Raw genomic sequence first — 25393 nt, forward strand, 5'->3', positions numbered from 1 at the left:
GGTAAACCTTTAAAACTACCAGTGCAAGAATTTGATAATATTTGGAATTCTAGTTGTAAGAGCCGAATCAATAAGTAACTCGTAACTTGATCATGGCGCTGCTTGATTGTTTTCTTGAGAACAGAAAGTACCGTGCATGTCCAGATATCTGCCCATTACGATCGCCAGTCTCTCCACGCTGCTGATTGCCTCTGATGCCTTCGCCGGTGCCTTTGCTGTTCGTGAGCAATCTGCCTGGTTCCAGGGCCTCTCCTTTGCCGGAAATGCGACAGTCTCAAAAAGCCTTTCCAGTATGTACTGGAACCCAGCAACGATGACGGGACATGACGGCATTCAGGTTGAAACTTCCCAGACCGTTGTGTTTCCTCGTGCCACGATTGATCTGGAAACAGCCACTATTGATGCGATCCCAACACCAGTGACGGGGGTTCCTTACTCCTCAGGTGATATAGGCGTGGATGCCTGGGTGCCTGCAGGGTATGGCACTTGGAAAGTGGATGAGCGCCTCACCCTTGGTGTCAGTTCCAATGCACCTTATGGCTTTGAAACGAAACCTCAAATTGAGTGGGCAGGACAGGTTTATGCCCGGTCCTCCCGTGTGCTTTCTGTCAATGTGACACCGATGGCAGCTTATGAGCTTACCGAGAAATTCTCCATTGGGGTTGGTTGGCAGCTTCAATATTTGCAGGTGAGGCTGAAGTCTGCGACGGGTGTTCCACCCATTGCTGCAAACTCTCCTACGGCGGAGCTGCGGGGTGAGGATTACAACCTTGGATTTGGTGCCACCGTTGGAGCTCTTTTCAAGCCGTGGGAAGGTACACAGCTTGGGATTGGCTATCGCTCGCCCATTGAACATAACCTCAAAGGGCGACTTGTGGTCGGTGGCAATACGCCAACTCCAATTCGCGCTAACATCATTATGCCAGAGACGGTGACGGTTTCCTTCCAGCAGGTGCTGAATGAGCGCTGGCGAGGGATGGGTACGTTTGAGTGGACGCACTGGTCACGGTTTGGCACCTTCCCGGTGTTCAATCTACAGGATCAGGTGGTTTCAGAGTTGCCGTTCCAATACAATGACGGCTACTTCATCTCGCTTGGCACGGAGTATGATTTTACCGAGAACTTTACTGGTCGGTTTGGATTGGCTTACGAATGGTCCCCGATTGATGAAGCCAACCGGACGCCGCGTTTGCCGGATGCGAACCGGTTCTGGATTAGCGCAGGGTTGAGTTACTTCTACGAGGATTGGCTGGAAGTGGATATTGGTTACTCGCACCTGTTCCCGGAAAGCGAGAGTATCAACATCAACCCGGACCATCCGTTCTATGAAGGGATTACCATTCAAGGGCCGGTGAATGACACCAATGTGGACATTGTTAGTCTCGGTGCCCGTCTGAAGTTCTAAGAGCTTTGTTCGTTCATTTGGCGCCTCCCCAGAGTGATGCTTTGGGGAGGCGGTTTTGCTTTAGAACGCGCTTGGGTAGAGGCCGCCGTCGAGCAGTAGGTTCTGGCCGGTGATGTAACCAGCATGGGCTGAACACATGAAGGCGCAGGCTTTGCCGAACTCTTCAGGATTGCCGAGACGCTTGGCCGGGATCTCTTCGGAAGACAGGCGTTTTGCTTCTTCAATGGAAATGCCGGTTTGTTCCGCCTGACGTTCAAAGCCACCTTTCAGGCGGTCGGTGTCGAACTTGCCGGGCAGTACGTTGTTGATGGTGACGTTGTGCTGTGCGTATTGACGGCAGACGCCCGCCAGAAATGCGGTGAGGCCAGCGCGGGCACCGCTTGAGAGATCCAGTCCCTCGATTGGCATTTTCACAGACATGGAGGTGATGTTGACGATGCGGCCAAATTTGCGCTCTGCCATGCCATCAATGACGGCTTTGATCAGCTCAATCGGGGTGATCATGTTCTGGATGACACCATCCTGAATGGATTGGCGATTGAGCTCTTTGAAATCGCGGCGAGGTGGGCCGCCGTTGTTGTTGACGAGGATATCCGGGTTTGGGCAGGCGTTGAGGACGGCTTGCTGGCCTTCTGGAGAGGAGATGTCAGCGGCGACGGGAGTGACAGAGATGGAGTGCTTTGTAGCCAGATCCTTGGCGATCTGATCAAGCAATTGCTCGTTGCGGCCGTTGATCACCAGATCACATCCGGCTTCTGCCAATGCTTTTGCTGTTCCCAATCCCAGCCCGCGGCTGGATGCGCAGACGATGGCTTTGCGCCCCTCAATTCCCAAGTTCATTTGAATATCCCACTGAATCAATGCGTTCTGCGAGGCAGCTTACTGGCTCTGAGGGATTTGAGCCAGTGACCATCAAGCTTAGCAAGCGAATAGAATAATCACTTGAATTGCACGGGCTTGCTTTTCTCTCCCCTAATAAACGGGGAGTAATGTTGCTTGAGGTTCAAGCAAGAAACTGCAAAGTTCGAGTAAATGTATCCTGTCATATTTGTTTCTTGTGAATCAATTTAAAGGAAAGAAGGTTTTCTTATTCCGGAGGCTTTGTGGTGACCGGGGATTCTACTAGCAAAAAGTACAGAAGCTTGTTTCTGTCTGATGTACATCTGGGCACGCGCGGATGTCAGGCAGATTTGCTGCTGGATTTTTTAAAGCACAACGATGCTGACACGGTTTATCTTGTTGGAGATATCATCGATGGGTGGCGCCTGAAACGGTCTTGGTACTGGCCTCAACTTCACAATGATGTGGTGCAGAAGCTGTTGCGCAAAGGGCGCAAGGGTGCGCGTATCGTTTACATTCCCGGCAATCATGATGAGTTCCTGCGGGACTTCTTTGGCATCCACTTTGGCGGGGTGGAGGTGGTGGACCAGTTCATCCACGAAGGAGCCAACGGCAAGAAGTATCTGGTAATTCATGGTGATCAGTTTGACGTGGTGGTGCGGCACGCCAAGTGGCTCGCATTCCTTGGAGACTGGGCTTATGTGACAGCGCTGAACCTGAACACGGTGCTGAACTACTGTCGCCGTAAACTTGGTCTGACCTATTGGAGCTTGTCTGCATGGGCAAAGCTGAAGGTGAAGAACGCGGTCAACTTCATCGGTAAGTTTGAGGAGACGCTTGTTTCTGAAGCGCAGCGGCAGAAAGTGGATGGGGTGATCTGTGGTCACATTCACCACGCGGCGGACCATGAGACCAACGGCATTCATTACATCAATACGGGTGACTGGGTGGAAAGCTGCACCGCTGTTGCCGAGAACTTTGACGGAACCTTTGAGTTGATCCGTTGGGGGGATGGCAAGCGGGCTGCTACTGAGCCTTCGAAGGAGAGTTCCGGCAGTCGGGTGGCGGCATGAGCTCGATCTTGATTGTCACCGATGCGTGGAAGCCTCAGATCAACGGTGTTGTGCGGACGCTGGAGCGGTTGGCTGTTGAGTTGCGCCGCATGGGTATTCGCGTTGAGTTTCTGACACCGCAGTCGTTTCATAGCGTACCGATGCCATCTTACGGAGAGATCCGGCTGAGTCTGACGCTGCCTCATATCGTTCGTGGGTTTATTGAAAAGTACGACTGTGATCATCTGCATATCGCGACCGAAGGCCCTTTGGGGTTGATGGCGCGGCAGGTGGCGAAGCGGGATGGGCGGATTTTCACCACGAGCTATCACACACGTTTTCCTGAGTATCTGCAGGCACGCTATCCGGTGCCGCTGTCCTTCAGTTATTCCTGGCTGCGCCGGTTCCACAACAGTGGGCAGGGATGCATGGTGGCGACGGGGACGTTGGAAGCGGACTTGCGGATGCGGGGGTTTGAGAAGCTGCTGAGATGGTCGCGTGGGGTGGATCATCAGCGGTTCCGGCCTTTACGGACTGCTCTGCTGGATCATCTGCCGGGGCCACGGTTTCTCTATGTGGGGCGTGTGGCGGTTGAGAAGAATATTGAGGCGTTTCTTCAACTGGCTTTGCCGGGCACCAAGGTGGTTGTTGGTGGTGGGCCTCAGTTGGAGGAGTTGAGACTGGCGTATCCTGAGGTGCTGTTTACAGGGCCTGTTGAGGGGGATGAGCTGGTTGAGTATTACGCCAATGCAGATGTGTTTGTGTTCCCAAGCCTGACGGATACGTTTGGCAATGTGTTGCTGGAGGCGATTGCCTGTGGGACACCTGTTGCTGCGTTTCCTGTGATGGGGCCGATTGATGTGATCGGGAACAGCGGGGCCGGGGTGCTGAAGAATGACCTCCAGGCGGCAGCGTTGGAAGCGCTGGAGATTTCCCGTGATCACTGCCGGGATGTCGCCCTGCGGTTTACATGGCGGGCGAGTGCAGAGCAGTTTCTGGCAAATGCTGAGCATGCGTATGATCCGGCGATGCCTGCAGGGTTTCGGCAGGGTGCTGGTGCAGGTCAAAGATCTGTCGGAAATCACCTGAATGGTTGAGCGGATCTCCTTGGGGGCGTTTCAGATTAAGATCAGCCTGCGTAATTTTGCGTGTTATAGATAGCCTCATATTGCAGTTATCGAGGTTCTTATGGTTTTAGATGTTTCCAGTCCCGTTGAACTCACCGTTTCCGAAATTGAAAAAGCTAAAACAAGGCTGCAGGGCTATGCCAGCCTGACACCGCTTTTGAACTTTCCGGTGTTGGATGAACGGGTGAATGGCCGCGTTTTCATCAAAGCGGAAAACCTGCAAAGAACCGGAAGCTTCAAGTTTCGTGGAGCGTTCAACCGCCTTTCTCTTATTCCAGAGGATAAACGGCCTGCGGGTGTTGTGGCCTGTTCTTCCGGTAACCACGCGCAAGGTGTGGCTGCTGCGGCCAAGATCCTGGGCTTCCCTGCTACTATCGTGATGCCGAAAGATGCTCCCGAGTTGAAGATCCAGCGCACCAAGGCGCTTGGGGCTGAGGTGGTGCTTTATGATCGGGAAACTGAGGATCGTGAAGCGATTGCCAAAGGCATCTGCGAGGAGCGTGGTGCGACGTTCATCCATCCTTACAACGACAGCGGTGTGATTGTTGGGCAAGGGACCACGGGTCTTGAGATTGCCGAGCAGTGTGAAGTGCTGGGTGTGACGCCTGATCTGGTGATCAGCTGTACGGGCGGCGGCGGCCTGACCAGCGGTATTGCGCTGGCGTTGGAGGAGAAGCTGCCTGAGGTTCAGATCTATACAGCGGAGCCAGACGGGTTTGATGATTACGCACGCTCTTTAGAGGCTGGTGAGCGGGTGAGCAATCCGGCGCTTGGTGGCTCTGTATGTGATGCGGTGCTGACTGAAACGCCGGGTGATAAGGGCTTTTCCGTTTTGAGCCGGCGTCATGCCAAGGGATTGAGCGTGAGTGATGAAGAGGCGCTGAATGCGGTTGCCTTTGCTTACTTTGAGCTGAAGCTGGTTGTGGAGCCGGGTGCTGCTGTTGCGCTTGCCTCCGTGCTTTCCAAGAAGATTGATCTTTCAGGGAAGACCGCGGTCATCACCATTTCTGGCGGTAATGTGGATCCTGCTGTCTTTGCGACTGCACTGAAGCAGTATTCTGCTGAGACAGTTCCGGCCTAAGAAAAAAGCCGTTTGCGCGGGAAAAGGCGCAAACGGCTTTTAAAAACTTTGGTGTCTCGTTTCTGATCAGGAGAATAGAGCGAGGCGCTCACCTGTTGAGAGGTGGTGCAGCGGGTCTGAGTTGCTGCTGCGCGGTGCTGTAAGAGGCGGAGATTCTCCCTCGATCTCAATCGGGTTCTCTTCCTCTTCCACCTTTGCTTCTGCTGCCAGTGGCTCAGTGTCATTTGCTGGCACAGTGCTTTCAGTCGCAATCAGATCATCGTCTTCTTCATCATCAAGAACAGCGACTTCAGAAGTTTCGACCACTTCCGGCTGGTCTGCCATATCGTCGAGCTCAACAACTTCAGCCGCTTCCTCTTCCAGCTCAGCTTTCGCTTCCTGAAAGGGGGCTTCTGCGCGTGCCTCGGCAGCAAACTGGACGACGTTCTCATTGAGAGATTCTTCAGAGGAGGCCGGTGTTGTGTCGAACATGGCATCGATGTCTGCCTGATCTACACCTTCGCCATCCATCTGCGGTCCATTGAGCAGGTGGGCATCCGGACGCTTGTCGACATGACGGTCATCGTCATCATGTGCCTCATCCAGATTAATCTCTGGGCGGTTTTCGTCACTCAGGTCCACGCCCCAGATGCGGATCATCTTGGAGATGCGGCCTTCTAGGTAATGAAGGGCCTTCACTACTTTGTTGATGCGCTGGCCAGTGAGATCCTGGAAGGAGCAAGCCATGAGGATTTCCATGGCCATTTCTTCAATGGCATCGCATGGGGCATCTTCAGCCCCGGACGCGCGTAGTTTGTCCACCAGATCCTGAATGGCTTCAGATGATTCCAGAATGACCTGGGTTGCGCTTTCAGTGGATGTGACGATTGCATCCAGCTCGTCAGAAGCTGCTGAAAAGCGGTTGTTGTCGGCGTTCTCAAGCTTGATCTTGGAGATCTCGTCTTTGGTTCGCTCAATCGCCTCATACATTTCATAGGTGTGCAGGCGATAGCTTTCCATCTCTGATGGAAGTTCGCGCTCAACCAGTGTTTTCTCAAGTCTTCTCACAGCTTCCAGGAGGTCTGCTGTCTCAGCTGATCTGTTCAATGTGAGATGATCGTGAAGGAAAGCGCGGCCTCTTTCTGTCTCAGAGAGTGCGCTTTTGATGGCATCAAATTCCTCGGGGCTCAAAAGGACCTTTCGGTTGTTGCCAGCCATAAGTGGCTCCTTCATAACTAACTAAGAATATACTACAAGTTTATATAACAGTTCCTACGGCTAATAATTGGTTTACATTGATTTGGATAGTCCCTATTAGCACAAGTAATAGGAGTATCCCTTCCCATCCTTATTTGTGGGTACTCTCCACCCCCATTTGTAGTGTTTTCCAATGACTATGCCCAGAAGCAGTTCCCCTTTAGGGAAAGCCCATAATCTATTCTGGATCGCCACAGGCGTTAGTGGTCTGTTTGCGGCGTTCAATTTTGCGAACGCATTCTTTCTTGCGTATTTTCCTCTTTTTCTCGAGGATATTAACTTCAGCCCTGTGCAGATCGCATTTGTTATTGCCTTGCCGAATATCGTCCGGATTTTTGCAACTCCGGTGATGACAAGCATCTCTGATCGGGCGGGTCGCAGGCGTCATTCTATGGCGTTGTTTAGTGTGATTGCGCTGATCTCGTTCTGGGTCATGATCTACTCCAGTGACTACTGGGTGGTCATCGGCCTCGTGATTTTCCTTTCCATTTTCTACACGCCAATTCAGCCGTTGCAGGATGCATACGCATATGAAACCGTGCACATACTTGGCCTCAATTACGGGCCGATGCGGTCGTGGGGCTCCATTGCGTTTGTGGTCGCCACGCTGATTGGTGGTTGGTATCTGACATTTGGTGAGCCTGCTGAGCTGTTGTTCCTGACTGTAGGCGCCCTCGGCGTGTTGGCGCTGACATCTGTTCTGCTGCCGGGCATGCCTTCTGAAAGCCGCAGTTCCACCAAGGAGAGCGTCTGGAAAGCGGAAGAGCTGCGTGATCCGCAGTTTCTATTGGTGGTGCTGGCTGGTGGATTGTTGCTGGGCAGCTTCTCGGCGCTTTATGCCTTTGCCAGTATCTTCTGGCTGTCCGTTGGCATCAGCGATGCCATGGTTGGTGGCTTGTGGGCGCTTGGTACGCTGGCGGAGATTGGTATCTTCGTGTGGGGCTCGTTCTTCATGCGCTATCTTGGTGCGTGGGGTCTGATGGTGACCGGCGGCGTGGCGAGTATCATTCGCTGGCTGCTGTTCCCGTATGCTACTGAAACCTGGTCTGCTGTGCTGTTGCAGCTGCTGCATGCGGGTAGCTTCGGTATGGTGTTCCTAGGGCTTGTTGCCTACACGTCCAAGCTGGTTTCCAGCAAACGCCTTGGTACAGCGCAGGGGCTTTCTCAGACGGCCTTTGGTGTGGTGATGGGCGTGAGCGGCATTGCCAGTGGTTGGCTCTATGAGATTGAGCAGGCCTACGCCTTCTATCTGATGGCAAGTATCTGTGTCGCCGGTGTGGTGACGCTGATGTTCGTGACCAAGCGAGTTTAAAAAGAAAAAGGCGGCCTCTGAGAGAGCCGCCTTTTTCTTGATCTTAACCCCAGAGCTGCGGGGAGGAAGGGTGCATCAGGCTGCCTTCAAAGCGGATCGCATGGTCGCGGTCCTTAGCGAGCAGCAGTGGTCCATCCAGATCTACAAAGTCAGCGTTTTGCGCCAGCAGCATGGCGGGTGCCATGGCCAGAGACGTGGCGAGCATGCAGCCGACCATGATGACGTAGTCCATCTCTTCTGCTTTACGCAGCAGCTTCAGGCCTTCAGTGAGGCCGCCGGTCTTGTCGATCTTGATGTTGATGGCTGAGTAGCGGTTGCGGAGGCTCTCCAGATCCGCTGAGGTGTGCAGGCTTTCATCTGCGCAGATCGGGATGAGGTGTTCTACCTCGGCCAGAATGCCATCTTTGCCTGCTGGCAAAGGCTGCTCGACCAGACCGACGCCTGCTTGCTGACAGGCTTTGATGTTGGCTTCCAGATTGCTTTCCGACCAGCCTTCGTTGGCGTCGACAATGAGTTTGCTGTTTGGGGCTGCCTGTCTAACGGCGGCGATGCGTTCCACATCGCCATCGCCTGCAAGTTTGACTTTGAGGAGGGGGCGGCTTGCCGCTTTGGCTGCATCCTCTGCCATCTTCTCAGGTGTGCCAACGGAGATGGTGTAGGCGGTTTCCAGAATGCGCTGGGACTTGATGCCGGCCAGCTCTGCCACGGTGGTGTTCTGGCGTTTGGCCGTCAGATCCCAAAGGGCGCAATCCACTGCGTTGCGGGCAGCGCCTGCCGGGATGAGGCTTTGCAGCTCTTCGATGGAGACGCCAGCTTCAATGGCAGCGCGGGCGGCTTCGATCTGTGCGGTGACGCTTTCAACGCTCTCGCCATAACGGGGATAAGGCACGCACTCGCCACGTCCGGTGAGGCCATCCTGTGTGAGGCTTGCGGTGACAACGTTCACCTCGGTTCGGGAACCGCGGGCAATGGTAAAGCTTCCCGCAATTGGGAATGTTTCAGCTTCAATAGATAGGCGACAGGTCAAACCAGTTTAAACTCCGCGCAAATATGATCAATGATTGGATCGGTCCCGAAGCGGACAGGATCAGTTGCGGGCAGTTTATGCTCTTCACTCAGCTCTTCAATCAGGTTTTTTGCATGATTCTCAGAAAGCATCATGGTGTTGATGGCAAGGCCGACACATCTGATGTCCGGGTTTGTCAGGCGGCCAAACTGTACGTTCAGGTCGATGATTTCCTGAATGGATGGAATTGGTGTTGAGACGCCGCGCATGGTGGAGCGGGTTGGCTCATGGCAAACCACAAAGGCATCTGGCTGGGAGCCGTGGAGCAGGCCCAACGAGACGCCTGCAAAGGATGGGTGCAACAGGGAGCCCTGACCCTCGATCACATCCCAGTGGTCGTCTTTGGTTGCTGGGCTGATGTATTCCGCTGCGCCAGAGATGAAGTCTGAAATAACGGAGTCGATGGCAATGCCGCGCTCGGCGATGAGGATGCCAGTCTGGCCGGTGGCGCAGAAGTCTGAGCTGATTTTGCGTTCTGCCAGGCCACGTTGCAGAGCGATTGCACTGTATTTTTTGCCAACAGAACAGTCTGTGCCAACAGTTAGCAGACGTTTGCCAGATCGCTTCTCGCCTTTGCCAGTTGGGAAGGTGAGGTCGGTGAAGCGCAGATCATGGAGTTTGCGGTTGTTCTTTGCAGCGGCTTCGGCAATCGCTGGAATGCTGCCGAGTTGGATATGCAGGCCTGCTGCAATGTCGAGGCCATTGTTGAGCGCATCAACGATGGTGGTGATCCAGTGGTCGGGTAGAACACCGCCTGCATTTACGCAGCCGATCACCATGGTTTTGGCGCCTGCTTCAGATGCTTCTGTCAGGCTCATTTCGGGAAGGCTGGTGTGGGCTTTGCAGCCGGGAAGTGTAATTTGACCCAGACACCACTCCGGTCGCCAATCAAGTACGCCATGCGCAGTTTTTGCTGCGAGCTCGTCTTTTACGTCCCCAAGAAATAATAGATATGGCTTAGAAATAGACATTATTTTATCCGTTGTACTTGTGGCTGAATGAGGATTACTAGACGACACACTACAGAAACCTGTATAGGATCAATAGGATTTTTGGATTATAGGGCGCAGGGTCCCGAGATGAAGCTGAGTGATAAATTTGATGCGCCGGACCTGGTAACTGCTGAAGACGGGGCGTTACTTTTGCTTACGGCTTCCGGTGCCTGGGGCATCCGGCAAGGGGCCACTTGCGAAAATCTCATCAATCAGGTGGCGGCGTCTCTCACTCACTCTGTAATTTGCGTGGATTTAAAGGCGGTTAGTTTTCTCGACACCGCTGGTGCCTGGTTGCTGCAGCGGTTCCAGATGGAGCAAGCGGAGCAGGGCCGGGAGGTCAAGTTTCTCTATGAAGACGAGCGTTTCGACATCCTGCTGAAAGAGGTTGACCGGCAAGAAGTTGACAATCCAACCGAAGAACACTCTGGTAACTCTTTCCTCAATTACCTCGAAGCCGTAGGCGAAGCGACTCGCCAGCTGGGGCGTGATACGCGCGATATTCTGGCCATGCTTGGCAGCCTGACGGCAACGATTACAGCTGCTGCGACCCATCCAAGCCGGTTGCGGCCTATCTCCATCGGCGTGCAGTTTCAGCGTTCCTGTATGGGCGCAGTGCCGATTGTATGCCTGATGAGTTTTCTGATTGGCGGCATCATCGCGCAGCAGGGCGGGTTTTATCTGAAGCAGTTTGGGGCCGAGATCTTCGTGGTGGATCTCTCCGGTATTCTGGTGCTGCGTGAGATCGGCGTCATTCTGACCGCCATTATGGTCGCTGGCCGGTCTGGTTCTGCTTACACGGCTGAGCTGGGATCCATGAAGATGCAGGAAGAGATTGATGCGCTTCAGGTGACTGGCTTGCGGGTGACAGAAGTTCTGATCCTGCCGCGTCTGGTGGCGTTGATGATTGCCCTACCGATCCTCGTGTTTCTGGCGAATATCGCGGCTTTGTTCGGGGCTGGGCTGACTTGCTGGTGGTATCTGGGCATTGTGCCTCATTCCTTTATTGCACAACTGCAGGCTGCTGTTACTGTTGATACACTGATGGTCGGCATTGTGAAGGCGCCGTTTATGGCGCTGATCATCGGGCTTATTGCGTGCATGGAAGGTATGAAGGTTGAGGGCTCATCGGAGTCGCTTGGGCGTCATACGACTGTTTCTGTTGTGAAATCTATTTTTATGGTCATCGTGGTGGATGGAGTTTTTGCTGTGTTCTTCGCGTCTATCGGGTTTTAACCAGTATGGGACAAGGGCAAACAGGGCCGATGAACGGATCAGGCTCGGGTCACCAAGCTGCTGATGATCGGGAAGTGCTGCTTCGGGTTCGGGATATTACCGTTGGCTTTGGCAATAAGCTTATTCTGGAGAACCTGAACCTTGATGTGTACCGCGGCGAAGTGCTTGGCTTTGTTGGTGCATCAGGCATGGGCAAGTCCGTGCTCATGCGTGCTGTGCTGGGGCTGACACGGAGGCGTTCCGGTACAATTGAAGTGTTTGGGCAGGACTTTGATGAAGCCACGGATTCTATGCGCCGTGAAATTGAGCAGCGCTGGGGTGTGCTGTTTCAGCAAGGGGCGTTGTTTTCCTCGCTGACGGTGAAGCAGAACGTGCAGGTGCCGATGCGCGAGCATCTGAAGCTTTCTCCGCGGCTGCGTGATGAGCTGGCACTGCTGAAGATTGAGATGGTCGGGTTGCCTCTGGATGCGGCAGATAAGCTGCCTTCCGAGCTTTCCGGCGGTATGATCAAAAGGGCTGCGCTGGCACGATCGCTGTCGCTGGATCCTGATCTTTTGTTTTTAGATGAGCCCACTTCCGGACTGGATCCGATCGGGGCGGCTGATTTTGATGATCTTATTGTAAAACTGAAAGAAACTCTGGGACTTACGGTTTACATGGTCACCCATGATCTGGATAGTCTTCATAGTATTTGTGATCGTATTGCCGTGCTGGGTGAACGCAGGGTTTTGGTTGAAGGAACCATTGAGGATATGATGCAGGTGGAGCACCCTTGGGTTAAGTCCTATTTCCGTGGGGCGCGTGCCCTCAATCGGGTGTGAGGAGGATGCATGGAAACCCGCGCAAATAATATCGCTATCGGTGCATTCGTTCTAACTGTTGTTGGCATCGCCTTTCTGTTTACGTTCTGGCTCTTGAGCGCGGGTGATCGCTCGAGCCGTCGTGACATCAAGATTATCTTTCCCGGTGCTGTGACGGGCCTGCCGATTGGTGGTCAGGTGCTGTTTAACGGTATCAAAATCGGCGACGTGAGTGCGCTCACGTATGATGCTGAAAATCCGAAGCTTGTTGTGGCGACTGTGCGTGTTGATGCCAATGCTCCGCTGCGCCGCGACACGGTTGCTTCTCTTGGGTTTACCGGCCTGACGGGCGTTGCCTATGTGGATCTATCCGGCGGGTCTTCGGAGTCTCCACCGCTGTTTTCCAAAGCGACTGATACTGTTCCGGTGATGTATGCCCGAAGGTCTCAGTTTGAGGATTTGCTGGAAGGGGCCAAAGACATCATGCGCAAGGCGGATTCCACGCTGACGCATATTGATGAGCTGGTGATGAACGCCCAACCGGACGTGCAGAAAACCATTCAGAACGTTGAGGTCTTCACGCAGGCGCTGGCCAACAATGCCAAGGGCGTGGATGACTTCCTTTCCGGCGTGACTGAGACCAGTAAGGCGCTGACCGGGCTTTCCGGCAAGATTGGCAATCTGGTGGATCGCGGAGATGACCTGCTGGCGAATGTACCGCCAGACAAGCTGGGTCAGATCGTCACCAATGTAGAGAGCATGACCAACAAGCTGTCAGCTTCTACAGATGGTGTTGGGGAGATCATCGCCAATGGCAAGCTGGCTTCTGATCAGCTGGTGAACTTCACCACAGAGCTGAATGATGAGCTTGAGCAGCTGGAGAAGGTGATTGCTGCGGTCAAGCCTGAAGAAGTTGGGCGTATTTTGAAAGGCGCCTCGGATCTGGGCGGTGTGCTGACGGAGCGCCGTGGGGACATTAACACCATGCTGTCCTCTGCTTCTGTTGTTGCTGAGAATGCGCGTGAGCTGACTGTTGAGCTGACCAAGAACAAGGAAGCGATTGATCGCATCGTGAAGAATGCAGAGACAGCTTCCAACGAGATTGTACTGACCACTCAAAACGCCAACCGCATTTTGAGCATGGTGAAGTCTGATCAGGTCAGCAGTATTGTGACCTCTGTTGAGAAGGTGACCAAGACACTTTCCGACAAGGATCAGGTGATTGCAAAAGCTATTGATGATGCGGGTGCTGCAACGGCCAACATTCGTGAGGTGAGCAACACCATTGCCGGGCGCAATAAGGAGATCGACAGCGTGATTGTTTCTGCGCGCGAGGTTGGAACCAACCTGAGTGCGGCGTCTGATCAGCTGAGTGAGACCATGGATAACGCCAATACGCTGATCTCCAACACCAACGGTATTGTGGAAGCGATTGATCCGGCCAAGGTCTCCAACATTGTGGCTTCAGCGGACAAAGTTGCGACGACGCTGGCTGAAAAGACACCTGAGCTTTCCAAGGCGATTGATGAGATCGGCAATGCTGCCAAGTCCGTCAACGACATGACTACGGAGCTGAAGAAGAAGGTTCCTGACGTTGATAAGGTGATTGATCAGGCGAAGAGCATTGCCACAAATCTGAATGCGGCTTCTGTGCGTGTGAACACCATTTTGGAGAAAGTGGACGGCATGGTTTCTGCTGATGGGCAGGGCTTCATCAAGGAAGCGACTGATGCAGCAGCTTCCATTCGCAAGGTTGCAGACGCTTTTGCTAAGCGGGCAGAGCCAATTTCGCTGGCCCTGTTGAAATTGAGCCAGCAAGGCGGACAGGACTTTACTGCGGCAATGCAGCAGTTAAACCAGACACTTATTGAAATTCGACGGGCCGTGAATAATTTTGACCGCAACCCAAATCGTGTGATTTTTGGCGGATCGGACACACCTGTATTTAATGGGGCGCAGCGGCGTTGAGTTTTTGGAAATGTTTGACAAAACTATAGGGAAGCGACTCGAAAACCCACGGGTTGCCAATGGCAGTAAGCTGGAGCTCGGCGTGTTCGGTTCGACACTTAAAAAATTGGTTGTTGGTGCCGTTCTGTTGGGTGGTCTGGCAGGGTGTGGGGCAAGTGGCCCTGAAGCCCTGTATGGTTTGACTGCGCCGCGCGATGTTCCCGTTAAAGTAAGAGCTTCCGACTATCAGGTGCTTGTTGCAACGCCGGTTGCTTTGCAGGCGCTGGATACGAGCAATATTGCGGTGACACAGGGCGGCGGTCCGATTTACTCGTACTTCCCGAAAGTGGCGTGGACTGACACGCTGCCACGCGTCTTCCAGGCTAAGCTTGTTGAGACGCTGGAGAACACTGGCAAGCTGCGTGGTGTTTCCCAACCGGGGCAGGGTTTGCTGATCGACTACCAGCTGCAAACCACTCTACGGGCTTTTGAGCTTCAGGTAGACGGTGGTGACAAGGCTTATGTGGAAGTGGCTGCTCGCATCGTGGATGATCGTGACGGGCGCTCCATCGGCATGCGCGTGTTTGCGGCAAGTGTTCCGACAACGGGTGATACTGTCACGGATGCCATTCCGGCGCTAAATGCGGCCTCAGATAATGTGCTTTCTCAGATTGCCAGCTGGTCCGTCAACACCGTTGGCCGCATTCCGCGCTCCAAGGCTGCTGCCAAACGTGCAGAGCTGAACACTCAAGAAACTGCTGGCAACAGACAGGTCGCTGCTGTCGCTCCAGCGATGGCTGAGGCGGCGGGCAATTAAGCGGGATTAGCCTCGGGCTTCCAGCAGTTCGATTTCTACGAATGCGCACTCGAAGGTGTTGGCGTTAATGACGTCGTGCTCAACGCCAGTCTCTCTGAAATAAGGGATGCCGTTTTGCATGGCGGCTTCCATTCTTTTTTCATCTCCCAGATCGATCTCTAACGTCCCGGTAAAGAGCGGAACGACGATGTAGTCGTAGGCATGGCGATGCCAGCCGGTGTTGTCTCCGCGCTGCTTAAATCGCCATTCAGTCACTCTGACACGGTCATTCTCAATCAGAACTGTGGGCTTGGCCGAACCGGTTGATGAGCACATTGCACTCTCCTTTGTTGTGCGTGTGCTCATGTTAGGAATGCAGTGGTGCAGAGCATAGAGCCAGCGCGTGGCTGGCTGGATGTCAGCTGGCTATGCGGGGCTTTTTTCTGTCTTGGTTTGCCCGGAGAGAACAAACTGCAGAACCAGATCATCCCGCCGTTTGGCAAGGTCCTGCATGGTGGTGTTGTCCAATGAGGCTTTCACGCCATCTTCGAGTGTATCGACTACTTCTGGCGTGATCCGCGGGGTGCCGAGGTCGTCCCACCAGCTTTGGAAGGGGCCGCCGAGGTGATCGCAGAAGGAACGGATACCGCCTTCCCCTCCGCCCAGATGCAAGAGTGTGTTTGGCCCCATGGCTGCCCAACGGAGGCCCGGGCCGTACGCGACAGCTTTGTCGATATCCTCAACGCTGGCAACACCTTCCATTGCTAGATGGATGGTCTCACGCCAGATTGCGGCTTGCAGGCGGTTTGCGATATGTCCGGGGACTTCTTTGTTGAGACGGACGCAAACTTTGCCGATGCTCTCGTAGAAGTCTTTTGCTGACTGGAGCACGTCTGCATCTGTCTTCTCGTTGTCCATCAGTTCCACCAATGGAATGAGGTGTGGTGGGTTGAAGGGGTGGGCGAGGATAAAGCGCGCTGGATTGTTAAACCCTGCCTGCATATCGGAGAGCTTTAGGCCCGAAGTTGAGCTGCCTATGATGACCTCTGGTTTCAGGTGCGGTTCAATTTGCTGATAGAGCCCGTGTTTGATCTCAAGACGCTCTGGAACGCTCTCCTGAATGAAGTCAGCATCTGACACAGCTGCTACCGGATCATTCGTAAACTTCAGCTTAGTTGTATCGCCTGCATGCTCCCATCCAAGGGCTGCGAGCGTTTCTGAAGCGTTCTTTACCAGAGTGATGACCCGATCTTCCGTTTCCGGGGAAGGATCGTAAACGGTGACCTGCCGGCCCGTGGCTGCAAACAGCGCTGCCCAGCTCATTCCAATTGTTCCGGCCCCGAGAATTGCAATGTTTGGGTACTTCATGTCAGCTTTTCCTGTTGTTGCCCGAATTGAATGAGCTGCTCAGTCTGGTGCGGAGATTGCCCGGTACACCAGTGCAGGTAAGCAGAACTACTATGATGTTGTTTTCTGGGTCAATTTGGCAATTTGGAGGAAGGTTACGAGGAGCTCTCCGAATAGCAAAGTTGAAGGCAAACAACACTGCCAGCAAAAAAGGCTCCTGAGAGTTTCAGGAACCTTTTTAGATTTCTAAGGCTTGCTTGCAGAGCGATTTCCACCTTACAGGTCAAAAAGATGGTGATGTGATCGGTAGAACGGTAAAGACAGCAGAAGTTACCTCCGTACTGCCTAAACTGCTTTGTTGTTGCTCTCACATTCGCGGGCTTTAATCATCTAATCTTATCAGTGACGCAGTACAGGTTGCCTTTGAGTTCTGCATTGTATGTGCGTAGACGTTCTGGTGCTTCAACCTCGATACAAAGCTGGAACTGCTTAGCGGAAAGCTTTTTGTAAGTGATTTGAGATGCATATCCAGTGAGCAATTGAGGATTACGTGCGCAGCTCATAGGATCTAACTCTTCTGGAAGGTCTTTATTGCGGGTGGCCTTGCAAAACGTGATACCCTTTTGAAGCAGATTGATATCAGAGATACGTAGTTGATCTCTGCGTTCTAATTGTCCATGCATTGGACCGCCAACGGTCCAGAATGATGAGGCCAGTACAAGTGCTGCCAGTCCACTTGGTATCCAAGTTGCAAATAAGCAGCCTAGTCTGCTGATATTTTCCTGAAGTTGTCGACCCTGATGAAAGTACTGGATGACTACGAGTGATAGGAGTGCGACTGCACAAGATTTAGCAATAAAGCGGGCTGTCAGATCTCCATCAAGGAAACGGTAGATCAGATAAATAGCATCGCAGAGTAGTGTCATTGCAGCTGCAAAAATCGCAATGGCGGTGAGCCAGCGTCTGACACTGCTATATTTGCTTGCTGGATTTGTGCTGCTGTCACGCTCATCTTTGAGATGAAGCCAGAGGAAAACTGGAGTAAAAATAATCAATGCAGCCATAGACCAGCGAAGGCTGCGTAGGCCACTGCGGGAGAAACTATCGCCAACCTCTGGTATCCAGAGAGTAATCAGCCCAAGCAGCAAAATCAAAGTGTTGCCAATGACCATCCCAAAGGCTGCGAAGAGAAGCGCGTAGAAGACTGCATCCCATGCTGAAGTAGAGCGCTGTGGTTGAGGAACTGCCCCAATCGTTTCATCGTAGGACCAGCTTTTCAGAGCTGTATCTATTTCAATAGCAGTCCAGTCTGACGGGCTCAGGCTTGTACGGATGTCATCCTTAGAGAAGCCCTTGTTTAGCGCATCACGCACGAACTCGGAGAGTGAGGCGGGGATCTGCATCTGAAAATCCTTTGAAAATCAATAGTAAAGTAGGCGTGTGCCTGAGTTTGGAATTTTCAATTTTGTCTGGGTAATACGCCTTCTCATTTTACATGTGCATGTCTTTTCATGCTGTTCAAGGTTTTCCGAGCCTAAACTTGTTGCTGGCTCCGATAGTTCACAGCGGAGATGCAATAACTTATGCGACCGGCCCAACAAAAAAGGCTCCTGAGAGTTTCAGGAGCCTTTTTTGATTTCTAGCGCTTTACTGCAGCTTAGTCGAAGCGGCCGCTGGCGTGAGCGAGCATGGTGTAGACCTTGCCGGTATCAGAGGTCAGGTAGGTCTGACCGAGCTGATTGTCGCTGTCGCTTCTGGAGACCTGAGACAGAAGCTGCTCGAAGTCCTGAATGTAACGCTCTACAGCGCTGCGGAATTCAGGATCACGACCGTACTTCTGGCGGATCTCGTCGAAGGTCTGCTGACCTTGCAGGGTGTACAGGCGACGGGTGAAGACGTCGCGCTCACCGCGCTTGTAACGCTCCCACAGGTCCACAAAGGTTTCATGGTCAACTGCACGAGCAATATCCATGCTCAGGGAGTTGAGAGATTCAACCATGTGCTGCGGGGTGCGTGCGTTTGCTGTGTCGTGTGCGTGTCCGCCCATGCCGTCTTCATCGTCGGAAGCGCGGCGGAGCAGGTCGCTGATCCAGCCCTTGGATGTGCCGTTTCCCTGTTGTACTGCTGCCGGCGTTGCCTGCGGACGCTTAGCGCGCGGGGCAGGGGCTTCCATGCGGCGTGGAGACGGGGACATACGTGCAGGCTTTGCACCGGTTGCCGCAACCTGCTGCAGGGTTGGTGCTTCAGCTGCTGCATACTGGCCGGCTGCTGCCACAGCTGCAGGAGCAGCGTTGACTGCGCGTGCTGGCTCAGCTGGCGTGGACACATCGAACTGAGAGGACTGGCGAGACACGATGCCGGAGAGTTCCTCCAGTGCCTTGACCTGTTCACTCACGATGCGGCGCAGAGCGGAAGTGGATGCTTCTGCTTCATCCGGCAGAGCCAGAATACCTGCGTTGAGTTCAGAGCGGGTTGCTTCCAGTTCCTGATGAACAGAGCGGGCCACATCGCGCATACGCGCTGTTGCGTCGGTGAAGCGCTCAGATGCCTCGGTGACGGTGGACTTCATGTCATGGAGGATTTCGTCATGGGCCGCGCGAACTGCGTCACGTGCCTTCTGACCTTCCATGCCAGCGGTCATGCGCATGCTTTCGAACTGCTCAGTCACAGACTTGGTAGCCGCTTCAGCAGCAGCGCGGAGCATGCCGGAAACTTCACGCGCCTTATCGTCAGCAACTTCAAGCGTGTCACCAAGGGTGTTGGTGTAGTTCGCCATGAGCACTTCGACATCCTGAGTTTTCTTGATCAGGGTGTCTGCGACCATCTCGATTGCCATGCGACGATCGGAGAAGCGGCTGTCCACGTGGGTGTTGGTTGCTTCCAGATCTGCAATCGCCTGACCGAGAAGCTGGTTCTGGTCTTCCATGCGGCCTGCGATCTTCGCAGCGTCTGCAAGCACAGTGTGTGTTGTGTTGCGGAGCTGACCGACCTGCGCCTCGATGGTGGCGTTTGCAGCTTCGGTTTCGGTGACTGCACGATCGATCGCGGTTCTGAACTCACCTGCACGGTTTGCCAGGTTGGTTTCAACTTCAGACAGGTTCTCGCTTGCAGAAGCAAGGATCTGACGAAGGCTGCCGTTGGATGCGTTCAGGCGTGTCAGGATTTCGGAGACGTCTGTTTCAAGACGCTCTTTGGTGCCTGTCATCACGTTCACAGCCATGCGGGTGCGATCTTCGATGGTGTTGCCGATGCCGTCGATGGTTTGTGTCAGCGCCTCGGTTGCCACTGCACCCTGACGGGTCACGGTGTCCGCAACTTCCTGACCCTTCGTGGAGACTGCGTTGAGCAGGACGTTCATGTCGGCCTGCATGCGCTCGCGGCTGTCATCCATACGGGTGGTTGCGATGGTGCTGCGCTCGTCGATTGCGGTAACGATCTTCTCACCAGCTTCAACCAGCTCACGGGTTGCCTGCAGACCGTTCTGTGCGAAGCGGTCGGAGACTTCACGGCCCTTCACGGTCACTGCATCCAGAATTGCGTTCTGAACTTCGTTGACGCGTGTGGTGAGGTCGTGGGCCCGGTTCTCGATAGCAAGGATAAGTTCGCTGCCATCCTTGCCAATGATCTCGGAGAGCTCGGAAGAGCGGCTGCCGAAGGCATCGTTGAGGTTTTCAGCTTTAACCAGCAGCTCGTCTGCCACGGACTTGACGCGGGTGGACAGCGTGCCAGCTGCTTCTTCGATGGTGGTGAAGACGCGGGCACGAACTTCGTCGGTTTCGCCTGCCAGAAGCTTGCGGACGTCTTCTGCAGATTCTGCGAGGATCGTCTTGGAGCGCTCGCTTTCTGCGGAGAGGCGGCCAGTAACCAGCTCGATGGTCTGGGACAGGTCGCCACGGACCTTGTCGCTTTCGCCGGTGAGGGCGCCAGACATCTCGGCAAGAGTTGCGGTGTACATGGCGCGGGCGTTTTCGCTTTCCACGGCCAGTGCATTTGCTGCCTGTGCCACGGTTGCAAGAACGCGCTGTGCGACCTCGTCACCTTCCTTGGTAAGCGTACCGCGGACGTTTGCCATCGCATCGGAAACAGCTGCTGCTGCTTTCTCGCCTTCGCCTTCCAGAGAATTGCGGGCTTCGCCGATGGAGTTGGAAACGATTTCCTGCAGACGCTCGCCTTCTTTGCTCAGGGTACCGGAAAGCTGCTCTACGGAGCTGACAACCTTCTCGGTTGTGAGGTCGCGTTCCTGAGCAAGGCGATCGGATGCCTGACCAACGACATCGAGGATGAGGTCGCGAACACGGGTGCTTTCGGAGCCAAGGGAAGAGGTAGCCTCTGCCATTGCTGTCGTAAGCGTGGTTGCTGCCTTCTCGCTCTCGTCGCCCATTGTGGTTGTGATAGCTTCGAGGCGATCGGTGAGGATCGTTTCGAGAGCTTTGGAGCGGCTGTCGAGGGTTTCTGCAACTTCGAAGACCTTGGAACCGAGAGAGACGTTGATCTCTGCCACCTGCTCGGAGAGAGCGTCGGTGAGGTTCTTGGACTGCTGAACGATGATGCTGCCAGCTTCTTCCAGACGGCTGTCGAGTGCTTCGTTGATCTCTGTCTGACCGTCGTGGAATGCTTTTGCAATCTCACGGGTGCGGGAAACCAGAGTTTCGGAGATCTGCTTCGCACGTGCGTCCAGAGCCTGATCAATGCGCTCAGTACCGGAGGACAGGGACTCGGAGAGATGCTCTGCGCGGTCAGTAATGACTGTTGCAGCTGCCTCGACCTTGTCGCCCACAGCCTGGTCGAAGGTGGACAGGCTGTTGGAGATGGTTTCTTCGATTGCTTCGGAACGTTGAGCGAGGATTTCGCCGATCTTCTCTGCACGGTTGGAGAGGGAAACGCCAACTTGCTCCACACGCTCGGAAAGGTTGACCGCGATGATGTCGGTGCGATCTTCGAGGATCTTGGAGATGGACTGGGTTTTCTCTTCCAGAGTGCTTGCGATGATGCCGGTGCCCTGTTCTACAGCGTCGGCCAGCTTGGTGGTGCGGCTTTCGATGGTCTCAGTCAGGGCTGCTGCGCGGGTATCGAAGCTCTGCTCGAAGGTAGAGGTGCGTTCTTCCAGTTTCGCGTCGAGGGACTCGATGCGGCTGTCGAAGGATGCACCGATGTTCTGGCTGCGCAGGTCGATGGACTGGACGAGATCGGAACCGCTTTCGGTAACAACCTGCTCCAGTTCTGCCAGCTTGCTTGCCAGACCGTCGTTGAGGGCGCGGCCACGGATGTCGAGGGTTTCGGTAATGCGATCGCCGATTTCGGTCAGATCAGCCGTTACGCGCTCACCACGAGAACCGATGAGGTACGCCAGCTGTGTACCGGTGTCAGCCAGTTTGTCAGCCAGTTCCTCAGTGCGCAGGCCAAGTGCGCCGGTGATGTCGGATGTTGTGCTTTCAAGAGCGGTCTTGAAGGCGGAAGTCTGCTTGCTGATGGTGTCAGCCACTTCTGCGCCACGCTCTGCCAGACGCTGATCCAGCTCAGCACCGTTGATGGTGATGCTTTCGTAGATCTGAGTGCTGACGTTACCAAGACGATCAGCCAGCTCGCCGCCGCTGACAGTGATGGTGGTGCCGAGTGTGTTTGCAGTCTCATCCAGACGGGTTGCGATGTCGCCACCACGCAGGGAGAGGTCAGCAATGATGCTTTCACCTGCACCGCGCAGCACTTCGGAAACCTCAGTGGAGCGGTTGGACAGGGTGTCGATGAAGTCGGTGCACTGAACAGCGATTGCTTCGTTGATCTCGCGACCACGGTTTGCAATGCCTTCTGCTGCCTGTTCGCCGGTTGCGCGCAGGGCAGTGTCCAGGTTGGTCACACGTTCGTCGACAACGCCCATCATCTCTTCGGTGCGGCCAGTGATTGTGTCGATCAGGCGGCCACTTGTAAGAGACAGGTTGGCATTGATCTCTTCGCCGCGTGTAAGGATCTCGTCGGAGAGGCGAGTGCTTGCGGAGGAGAAGTGCTCGGTGATGCCGGAAATGGATGTTTCCAGAGTCTCATGCAGCTGTGCGTTTGCGCTGCCGAACTGATCGGAAACCGTTGTGACTGTCAGGTTCAGCGTATCGGTCAGCTGAGTGTTGGCCGTGTTGACGGTCTCGTTCAGGCTGCTGACGCCAGTGTCCATGATCGTGGAGATCTGGGAGCTTGCAGAACCGACAGTTTCGTTGAGGCTGCCAACACCAGCGTCCAGAGTTTCGGACATGATGGTGTTTGCAGTCTTGACGGCATCTGTCAGGCTGCCAACGCCGCTGTCCATGACAGTGGAGATCTGGGAGCCTGTTGCATTGACTGTTTCGCTGAGCGTAACAACGCCACCGTCTAGCGTCTCGGAGATCTGCTCTTTTGCACCAGAAACAGTTCTGCTGAGGCTGGAAACACCGTCTTCCAGAGCGTCTGTGATGTTGGCGGTTGCGCCAGAAACAGAAGCTGTGAAGTTGGATGCGCTAGCGTCCAGAGTTTCTGTCAGCTGAGCAGACGCACCGTAAACGCTCTCGTTAAGATTGGTTACGCCGCTTTCCATTGTTTCTGCAATGGCAGCGGTGCTATTGGTGACAGTCTGAGAAAGAAGCTCAACGCCGCTGTCCAGAGACTGGGAGAGTTCGCCGCTGACGCCATCAACTGTACGGGTGATGGTGTCGACGCTGCCCTTCAGGGTCTCGGTCAGGTTGTCGTTTGCTGTTGTGATCTTCTCGGTGACTTCGTTGGAAGCGGTGAGAAGTGTAGTTGTCAGCTCAGAACCTGCGGTTTCGACGCTCTGGTTGATGGAAACAACGCCAAGGTTCATTGTTTCGGTCAGAGTATCATTTGCGCTGTTGATCTGGTCTGTAACAGTAGAAGTGGTTGCTGCCAGGGCTTCGGAAAGCTCGGTGCTTGCGCTTGTTACGCTTGTGGTCAGCTCGGTTACGCCGTTGGAAAGAACGGCGCTGACCTGAGAGCTTGCGCCTTCTGCTGCGGAGCTGATGGACTGTACAGAAACATTGAGGGTTTCTGTGAGGGTCGCATTCGCTTCTGTAAGCTGCTCGCTGACAGTAGATGTGGTGATGACCAGTGTCTGTGCCAGCTCGGAGCTGGTTTCGGAAACGCTGGTGGTGAACTCGGACAGACCGTTGGTCAGTGTGGAGTTCAGCTCTGTGTTTGCAGCGCTGATCTGGCCGACAACTTCGCCGGATGTGGTGACCAGAGTTTCGGTCAGATCGGAACTTGCACCTACGAACTGGGCAGTCACAGAAGAGACGGTCTCTTCGATGGATGCGGTCAGTTCAGTACCCTGCGCCTGCAGAACGCCTTTCATAGCTTCTGTCTGGTCAGTGATGGTTGCAGACAGTTCTGCGCCAGCTGCGCCGAGTGTTGCGTTCAGTGCGTCGCCGCGTTCTGCCAGCAAGTCGCTGATTTCGTTGCCGCGCGCAGAGAGGCCTTCAACGATCTCGGTACCAGTGGTGGACAGGGTTGCGGTGATTTCATCGCTGCGGCTTGCCAGATTATTGACAAGTTCCTCAGATGTCTCAGAGAGGCGGCTGTTCAGATCAGAACCGCGCTCGGTGAGGTTGTCGATGAAGGAGTTCGCAGTTGAGGAGAACTCTTCATTAATAGAAGAGCCACGCTCATGAAGTGTTTCAGAGAGCTTGGAACCGGTTTCAGAAAGAGTTTCAACCAGTTCGGAGCCAGTTGATGTAAGACGCTCAACGTAATCGTCGGAACGGATGGTCAGCGAGGAGACCATTTCGCTTCCGGCTTCCGTGAAGCTGTCGGTGACTTCTGAGACGCGGGTTTCCAGCTTGCTGTTCATCTGCTCAAGCATAGAGTCGATCGAACCGGTGAGGCGTTCCCGGGCGCGATCAACGGAGGAGGCGAAATCCTCTGAAGTGTTTGCGAGCTGTGAAGCAAGGTTTTCGTGGGAGCCGGAGATGGTTTCACGCACCAGTTCTGCATTGGCCTGAATGGCTTCACGCTGGCTGACGAGTTCTTCCACCAAACGGCGAATTTTCAGTTCGTTGTCATTATATGAGTTCTCAAGGGAAGACACTTCCTTATGGATGAGAACTTCCAGCTCACTGGCACGGGCAATTGCGCGTTCGATACCGTCGCCCATGGCAGCGGCTTCGCGGCGGATCGCCTGACCAACGTTGAGGATGCTTTCTTTTGCAACATCTTCCGGCTCAGCCAGACGAAGCGCAACTTCTGTCATGCCCCGTGCGACGTTGCGCATTTCCTGCGCGCGCCAGAACATGAGGGCCATGACCCAAACAAAAGCGATTGGAACAACAATAAAGACGGAAACGAGAACCAGTGTCGGGTTTTCGAATACGCCTGCGAATGAAGATGATTTTTCGAGCTGCTCAGCAAATGCGCCCCAGGACATTGCAAGGCCGAGGCTGGCCCAGACAACGGAGACTGCAAATGCGAACCAGAACGGAGCTGCAGACGGCTTGCGCTGCAGAGCGAACATCAAAGAGCCAATGGACTGGCGATCATCGTTGCTTGCTGTTGGCGGGCGGCCACCACGGCCACGCTTGCGAACCTGTCTCGGTGCCTGATTTTCTTCTACAAGCTGAGCCAGTTTTTTATCAGTGGAAGGCGCAGTGGTTGCAGCCTCCTTTGCAGGGCTAGCCGACATCTGCGGTGTGTCCGCACTCGTGCTTTCCTGTTCGCTGGATAACATTGACTCCTGTGGAGCGCCAAAATCAGCCTGAAGGGCTTCTTCTACCGCTGACAGAGCCACTTCCGATGGAGCTTTCGCCTTCGGGGTGTTCGCCATATCTCGCCTCGCGTCCGTACTCTCTACTTGCCGGTCGTCAGCACATCATTTCGCCTTTTGTGCCGGCGCCGTCACCACAAGGTGTCTGCCTTACGCGAAAAGCGCTCCTCCCAAACAGAAACGCATTTCAGACAACAATGGGTTTGGCCCCATACAATCCGACAGCTCTGAATTGAGAGCACCGCCGAACTTCTAGGGCCAAAAACAGGGAGTTTTCAGAATCAAAGCGGACCGTTAATGTTAACGGTGCATTAAGATTTAGATTTCCCCACCTTGCAGCTACCCTTAACCTAATGGCACAATCCGGTGGACTGTACAACAGAAGTTGCCGGGATTTTTAGGTGCCCTACGATAAGTCACAG

At 54.3% G+C, this 25393-nt stretch carries 17 protein-coding genes; 9 read left to right on the plus strand and 8 right to left on the minus strand.

Translation table 11 applies throughout. The annotated features are described in order from the left end of the window. The first annotated feature begins 136 nt into the window (after nucleotides 1-136). Nucleotides 137-1405: an OmpP1/FadL family transporter gene (locus tag PJE062_RS06070; RefSeq protein WP_008548119.1), complete on the plus strand. Its 1269-nt coding sequence runs from the start codon at nucleotides 137-139 to the stop codon at nucleotides 1403-1405. 60 nt (nucleotides 1406-1465) lie between these two features. Here PJE062_RS06070 and PJE062_RS06075 read toward each other — a convergent pair whose 3' ends face one another. Beyond that, entirely contained in the window at nucleotides 1466-2245 is a 780-nt protein-coding gene (locus tag PJE062_RS06075) for an SDR family oxidoreductase (protein WP_008548136.1), read from the minus strand. A 266-nt stretch (nucleotides 2246-2511) separates the two neighbouring features. Here PJE062_RS06075 and PJE062_RS06080 point away from each other — a divergent pair, with 266 nt between their 5' ends. From PJE062_RS06080 to PJE062_RS06090, 3 genes are all read left to right on the plus strand, one after another. Then, nucleotides 2512-3318, plus strand: a complete 807-nt coding sequence (locus PJE062_RS06080) for a UDP-2,3-diacylglucosamine diphosphatase (protein WP_008547605.1) — start codon at nucleotides 2512-2514, stop codon at nucleotides 3316-3318. After that, nucleotides 3315-4394 (plus strand): glycosyltransferase family 1 protein, encoded by a 1080-nt coding sequence (locus PJE062_RS06085; protein ID WP_008547916.1) that lies wholly within the window; start codon nucleotides 3315-3317, stop codon nucleotides 4392-4394. The genes PJE062_RS06080 and PJE062_RS06085 overlap by 4 nt, the downstream gene beginning before the upstream one ends. 91 nt (nucleotides 4395-4485) lie before the next feature. Continuing rightward, nucleotides 4486-5505: a threonine/serine dehydratase gene (locus PJE062_RS06090; protein ID WP_008547798.1), complete on the plus strand. Its 1020-nt coding sequence runs from the start codon at nucleotides 4486-4488 to the stop codon at nucleotides 5503-5505. A 66-nt stretch (nucleotides 5506-5571) separates the two neighbouring features. On the opposite strand, the gene PJE062_RS06095 is transcribed toward PJE062_RS06090, so the two are convergent. Beyond that, complete coding sequence (locus PJE062_RS06095; RefSeq protein ID WP_008547504.1) at nucleotides 5572-6702, minus strand: protein phosphatase CheZ; 1131 nt, start codon at nucleotides 6700-6702, stop codon at nucleotides 5572-5574. Nucleotides 6703-6880: 178 nt separating this feature from the next. On the opposite strand from PJE062_RS06095, the gene PJE062_RS06100 reads away from it, so the two are divergent. Then, a complete protein-coding gene (locus PJE062_RS06100) occupies nucleotides 6881-8053 on the plus strand; it encodes an MFS transporter (RefSeq protein ID WP_247643109.1) in 1173 nt (390 codons plus the stop codon). Nucleotides 8054-8096: 43 nt separating this feature from the next. Here the strand turns inward: PJE062_RS06100 and dgcA are convergent, their stop codons facing one another. Further along, nucleotides 8097-9080: an N-acetyl-D-Glu racemase DgcA gene (gene dgcA, locus PJE062_RS06105; RefSeq protein WP_008547587.1), complete on the minus strand. Its 984-nt coding sequence runs from the start codon at nucleotides 9078-9080 to the stop codon at nucleotides 8097-8099. Further along, a complete protein-coding gene (dgcN, locus tag PJE062_RS06110; protein WP_037036175.1) occupies nucleotides 9077-10090 on the minus strand; it encodes an N-acetyltransferase DgcN in 1014 nt (337 codons plus the stop codon). The genes dgcA and dgcN overlap by 4 nt, the downstream gene beginning before the upstream one ends. Nucleotides 10091-10198: 108 nt before the next feature. Between dgcN and PJE062_RS06115 the strand changes: the two genes are divergently transcribed. From PJE062_RS06115 to PJE062_RS06130, 4 genes are read left to right on the plus strand one after another with little or no spacing between them, the layout of a single operon-like run. After that, complete coding sequence (locus tag PJE062_RS06115; protein WP_008547818.1) at nucleotides 10199-11347, plus strand: ABC transporter permease; 1149 nt, start codon at nucleotides 10199-10201, stop codon at nucleotides 11345-11347. A gap of 29 nt (nucleotides 11348-11376) precedes the next feature. Then, entirely contained in the window at nucleotides 11377-12168 is a 792-nt protein-coding gene (locus PJE062_RS06120) for an ABC transporter ATP-binding protein (protein ID WP_008547435.1), read from the plus strand. A gap of 9 nt (nucleotides 12169-12177) precedes the next feature. After that, on the plus strand, nucleotides 12178-14115 hold the full coding sequence (locus PJE062_RS06125) for an MlaD family protein (RefSeq protein ID WP_008547824.1): 1938 nt from the start codon (nucleotides 12178-12180) through the stop codon (nucleotides 14113-14115). A 10-nt stretch (nucleotides 14116-14125) separates the two neighbouring features. Further along, a complete protein-coding gene (locus tag PJE062_RS06130) occupies nucleotides 14126-14911 on the plus strand; it encodes an ABC-type transport auxiliary lipoprotein family protein (RefSeq protein WP_008547855.1) in 786 nt (261 codons plus the stop codon). A gap of 6 nt (nucleotides 14912-14917) precedes the next feature. Here the strand turns inward: PJE062_RS06130 and PJE062_RS06135 are convergent, their stop codons facing one another. The 4 genes from PJE062_RS06135 to PJE062_RS06150 all read right to left on the minus strand — a co-directional run bounded on the left by PJE062_RS06135 (nucleotide 14918) and on the right by PJE062_RS06150 (nucleotide 25031). Continuing rightward, the gene (locus PJE062_RS06135) at nucleotides 14918-15226 is read right to left on the minus strand and encodes a cupin domain-containing protein (protein ID WP_037036179.1); all 309 of its coding nucleotides are present in this window, start codon (nucleotides 15224-15226) and stop codon (nucleotides 14918-14920) included. Between the two features lie 90 nt (nucleotides 15227-15316). Beyond that, entirely contained in the window at nucleotides 15317-16258 is a 942-nt protein-coding gene (locus PJE062_RS06140; RefSeq protein ID WP_008547481.1) for a 3-hydroxyacyl-CoA dehydrogenase family protein, read from the minus strand. A 365-nt stretch (nucleotides 16259-16623) separates the two neighbouring features. Further along, nucleotides 16624-17610, minus strand: a complete 987-nt coding sequence (locus PJE062_RS06145) for a DUF5671 domain-containing protein (protein ID WP_208982189.1) — start codon at nucleotides 17608-17610, stop codon at nucleotides 16624-16626. Between the two features lie 284 nt (nucleotides 17611-17894). Next, complete coding sequence (locus PJE062_RS06150) at nucleotides 17895-25031, minus strand: hypothetical protein (protein ID WP_008548165.1); 7137 nt, start codon at nucleotides 25029-25031, stop codon at nucleotides 17895-17897. Between the last annotated feature and the right edge of the window lie 362 nt (nucleotides 25032-25393).

Origin of the sequence: Pseudovibrio sp. JE062, assembly GCF_000156235.1 — a bacterium.
GTDB lineage: Bacteria > Pseudomonadota > Alphaproteobacteria > Rhizobiales > Stappiaceae > Pseudovibrio.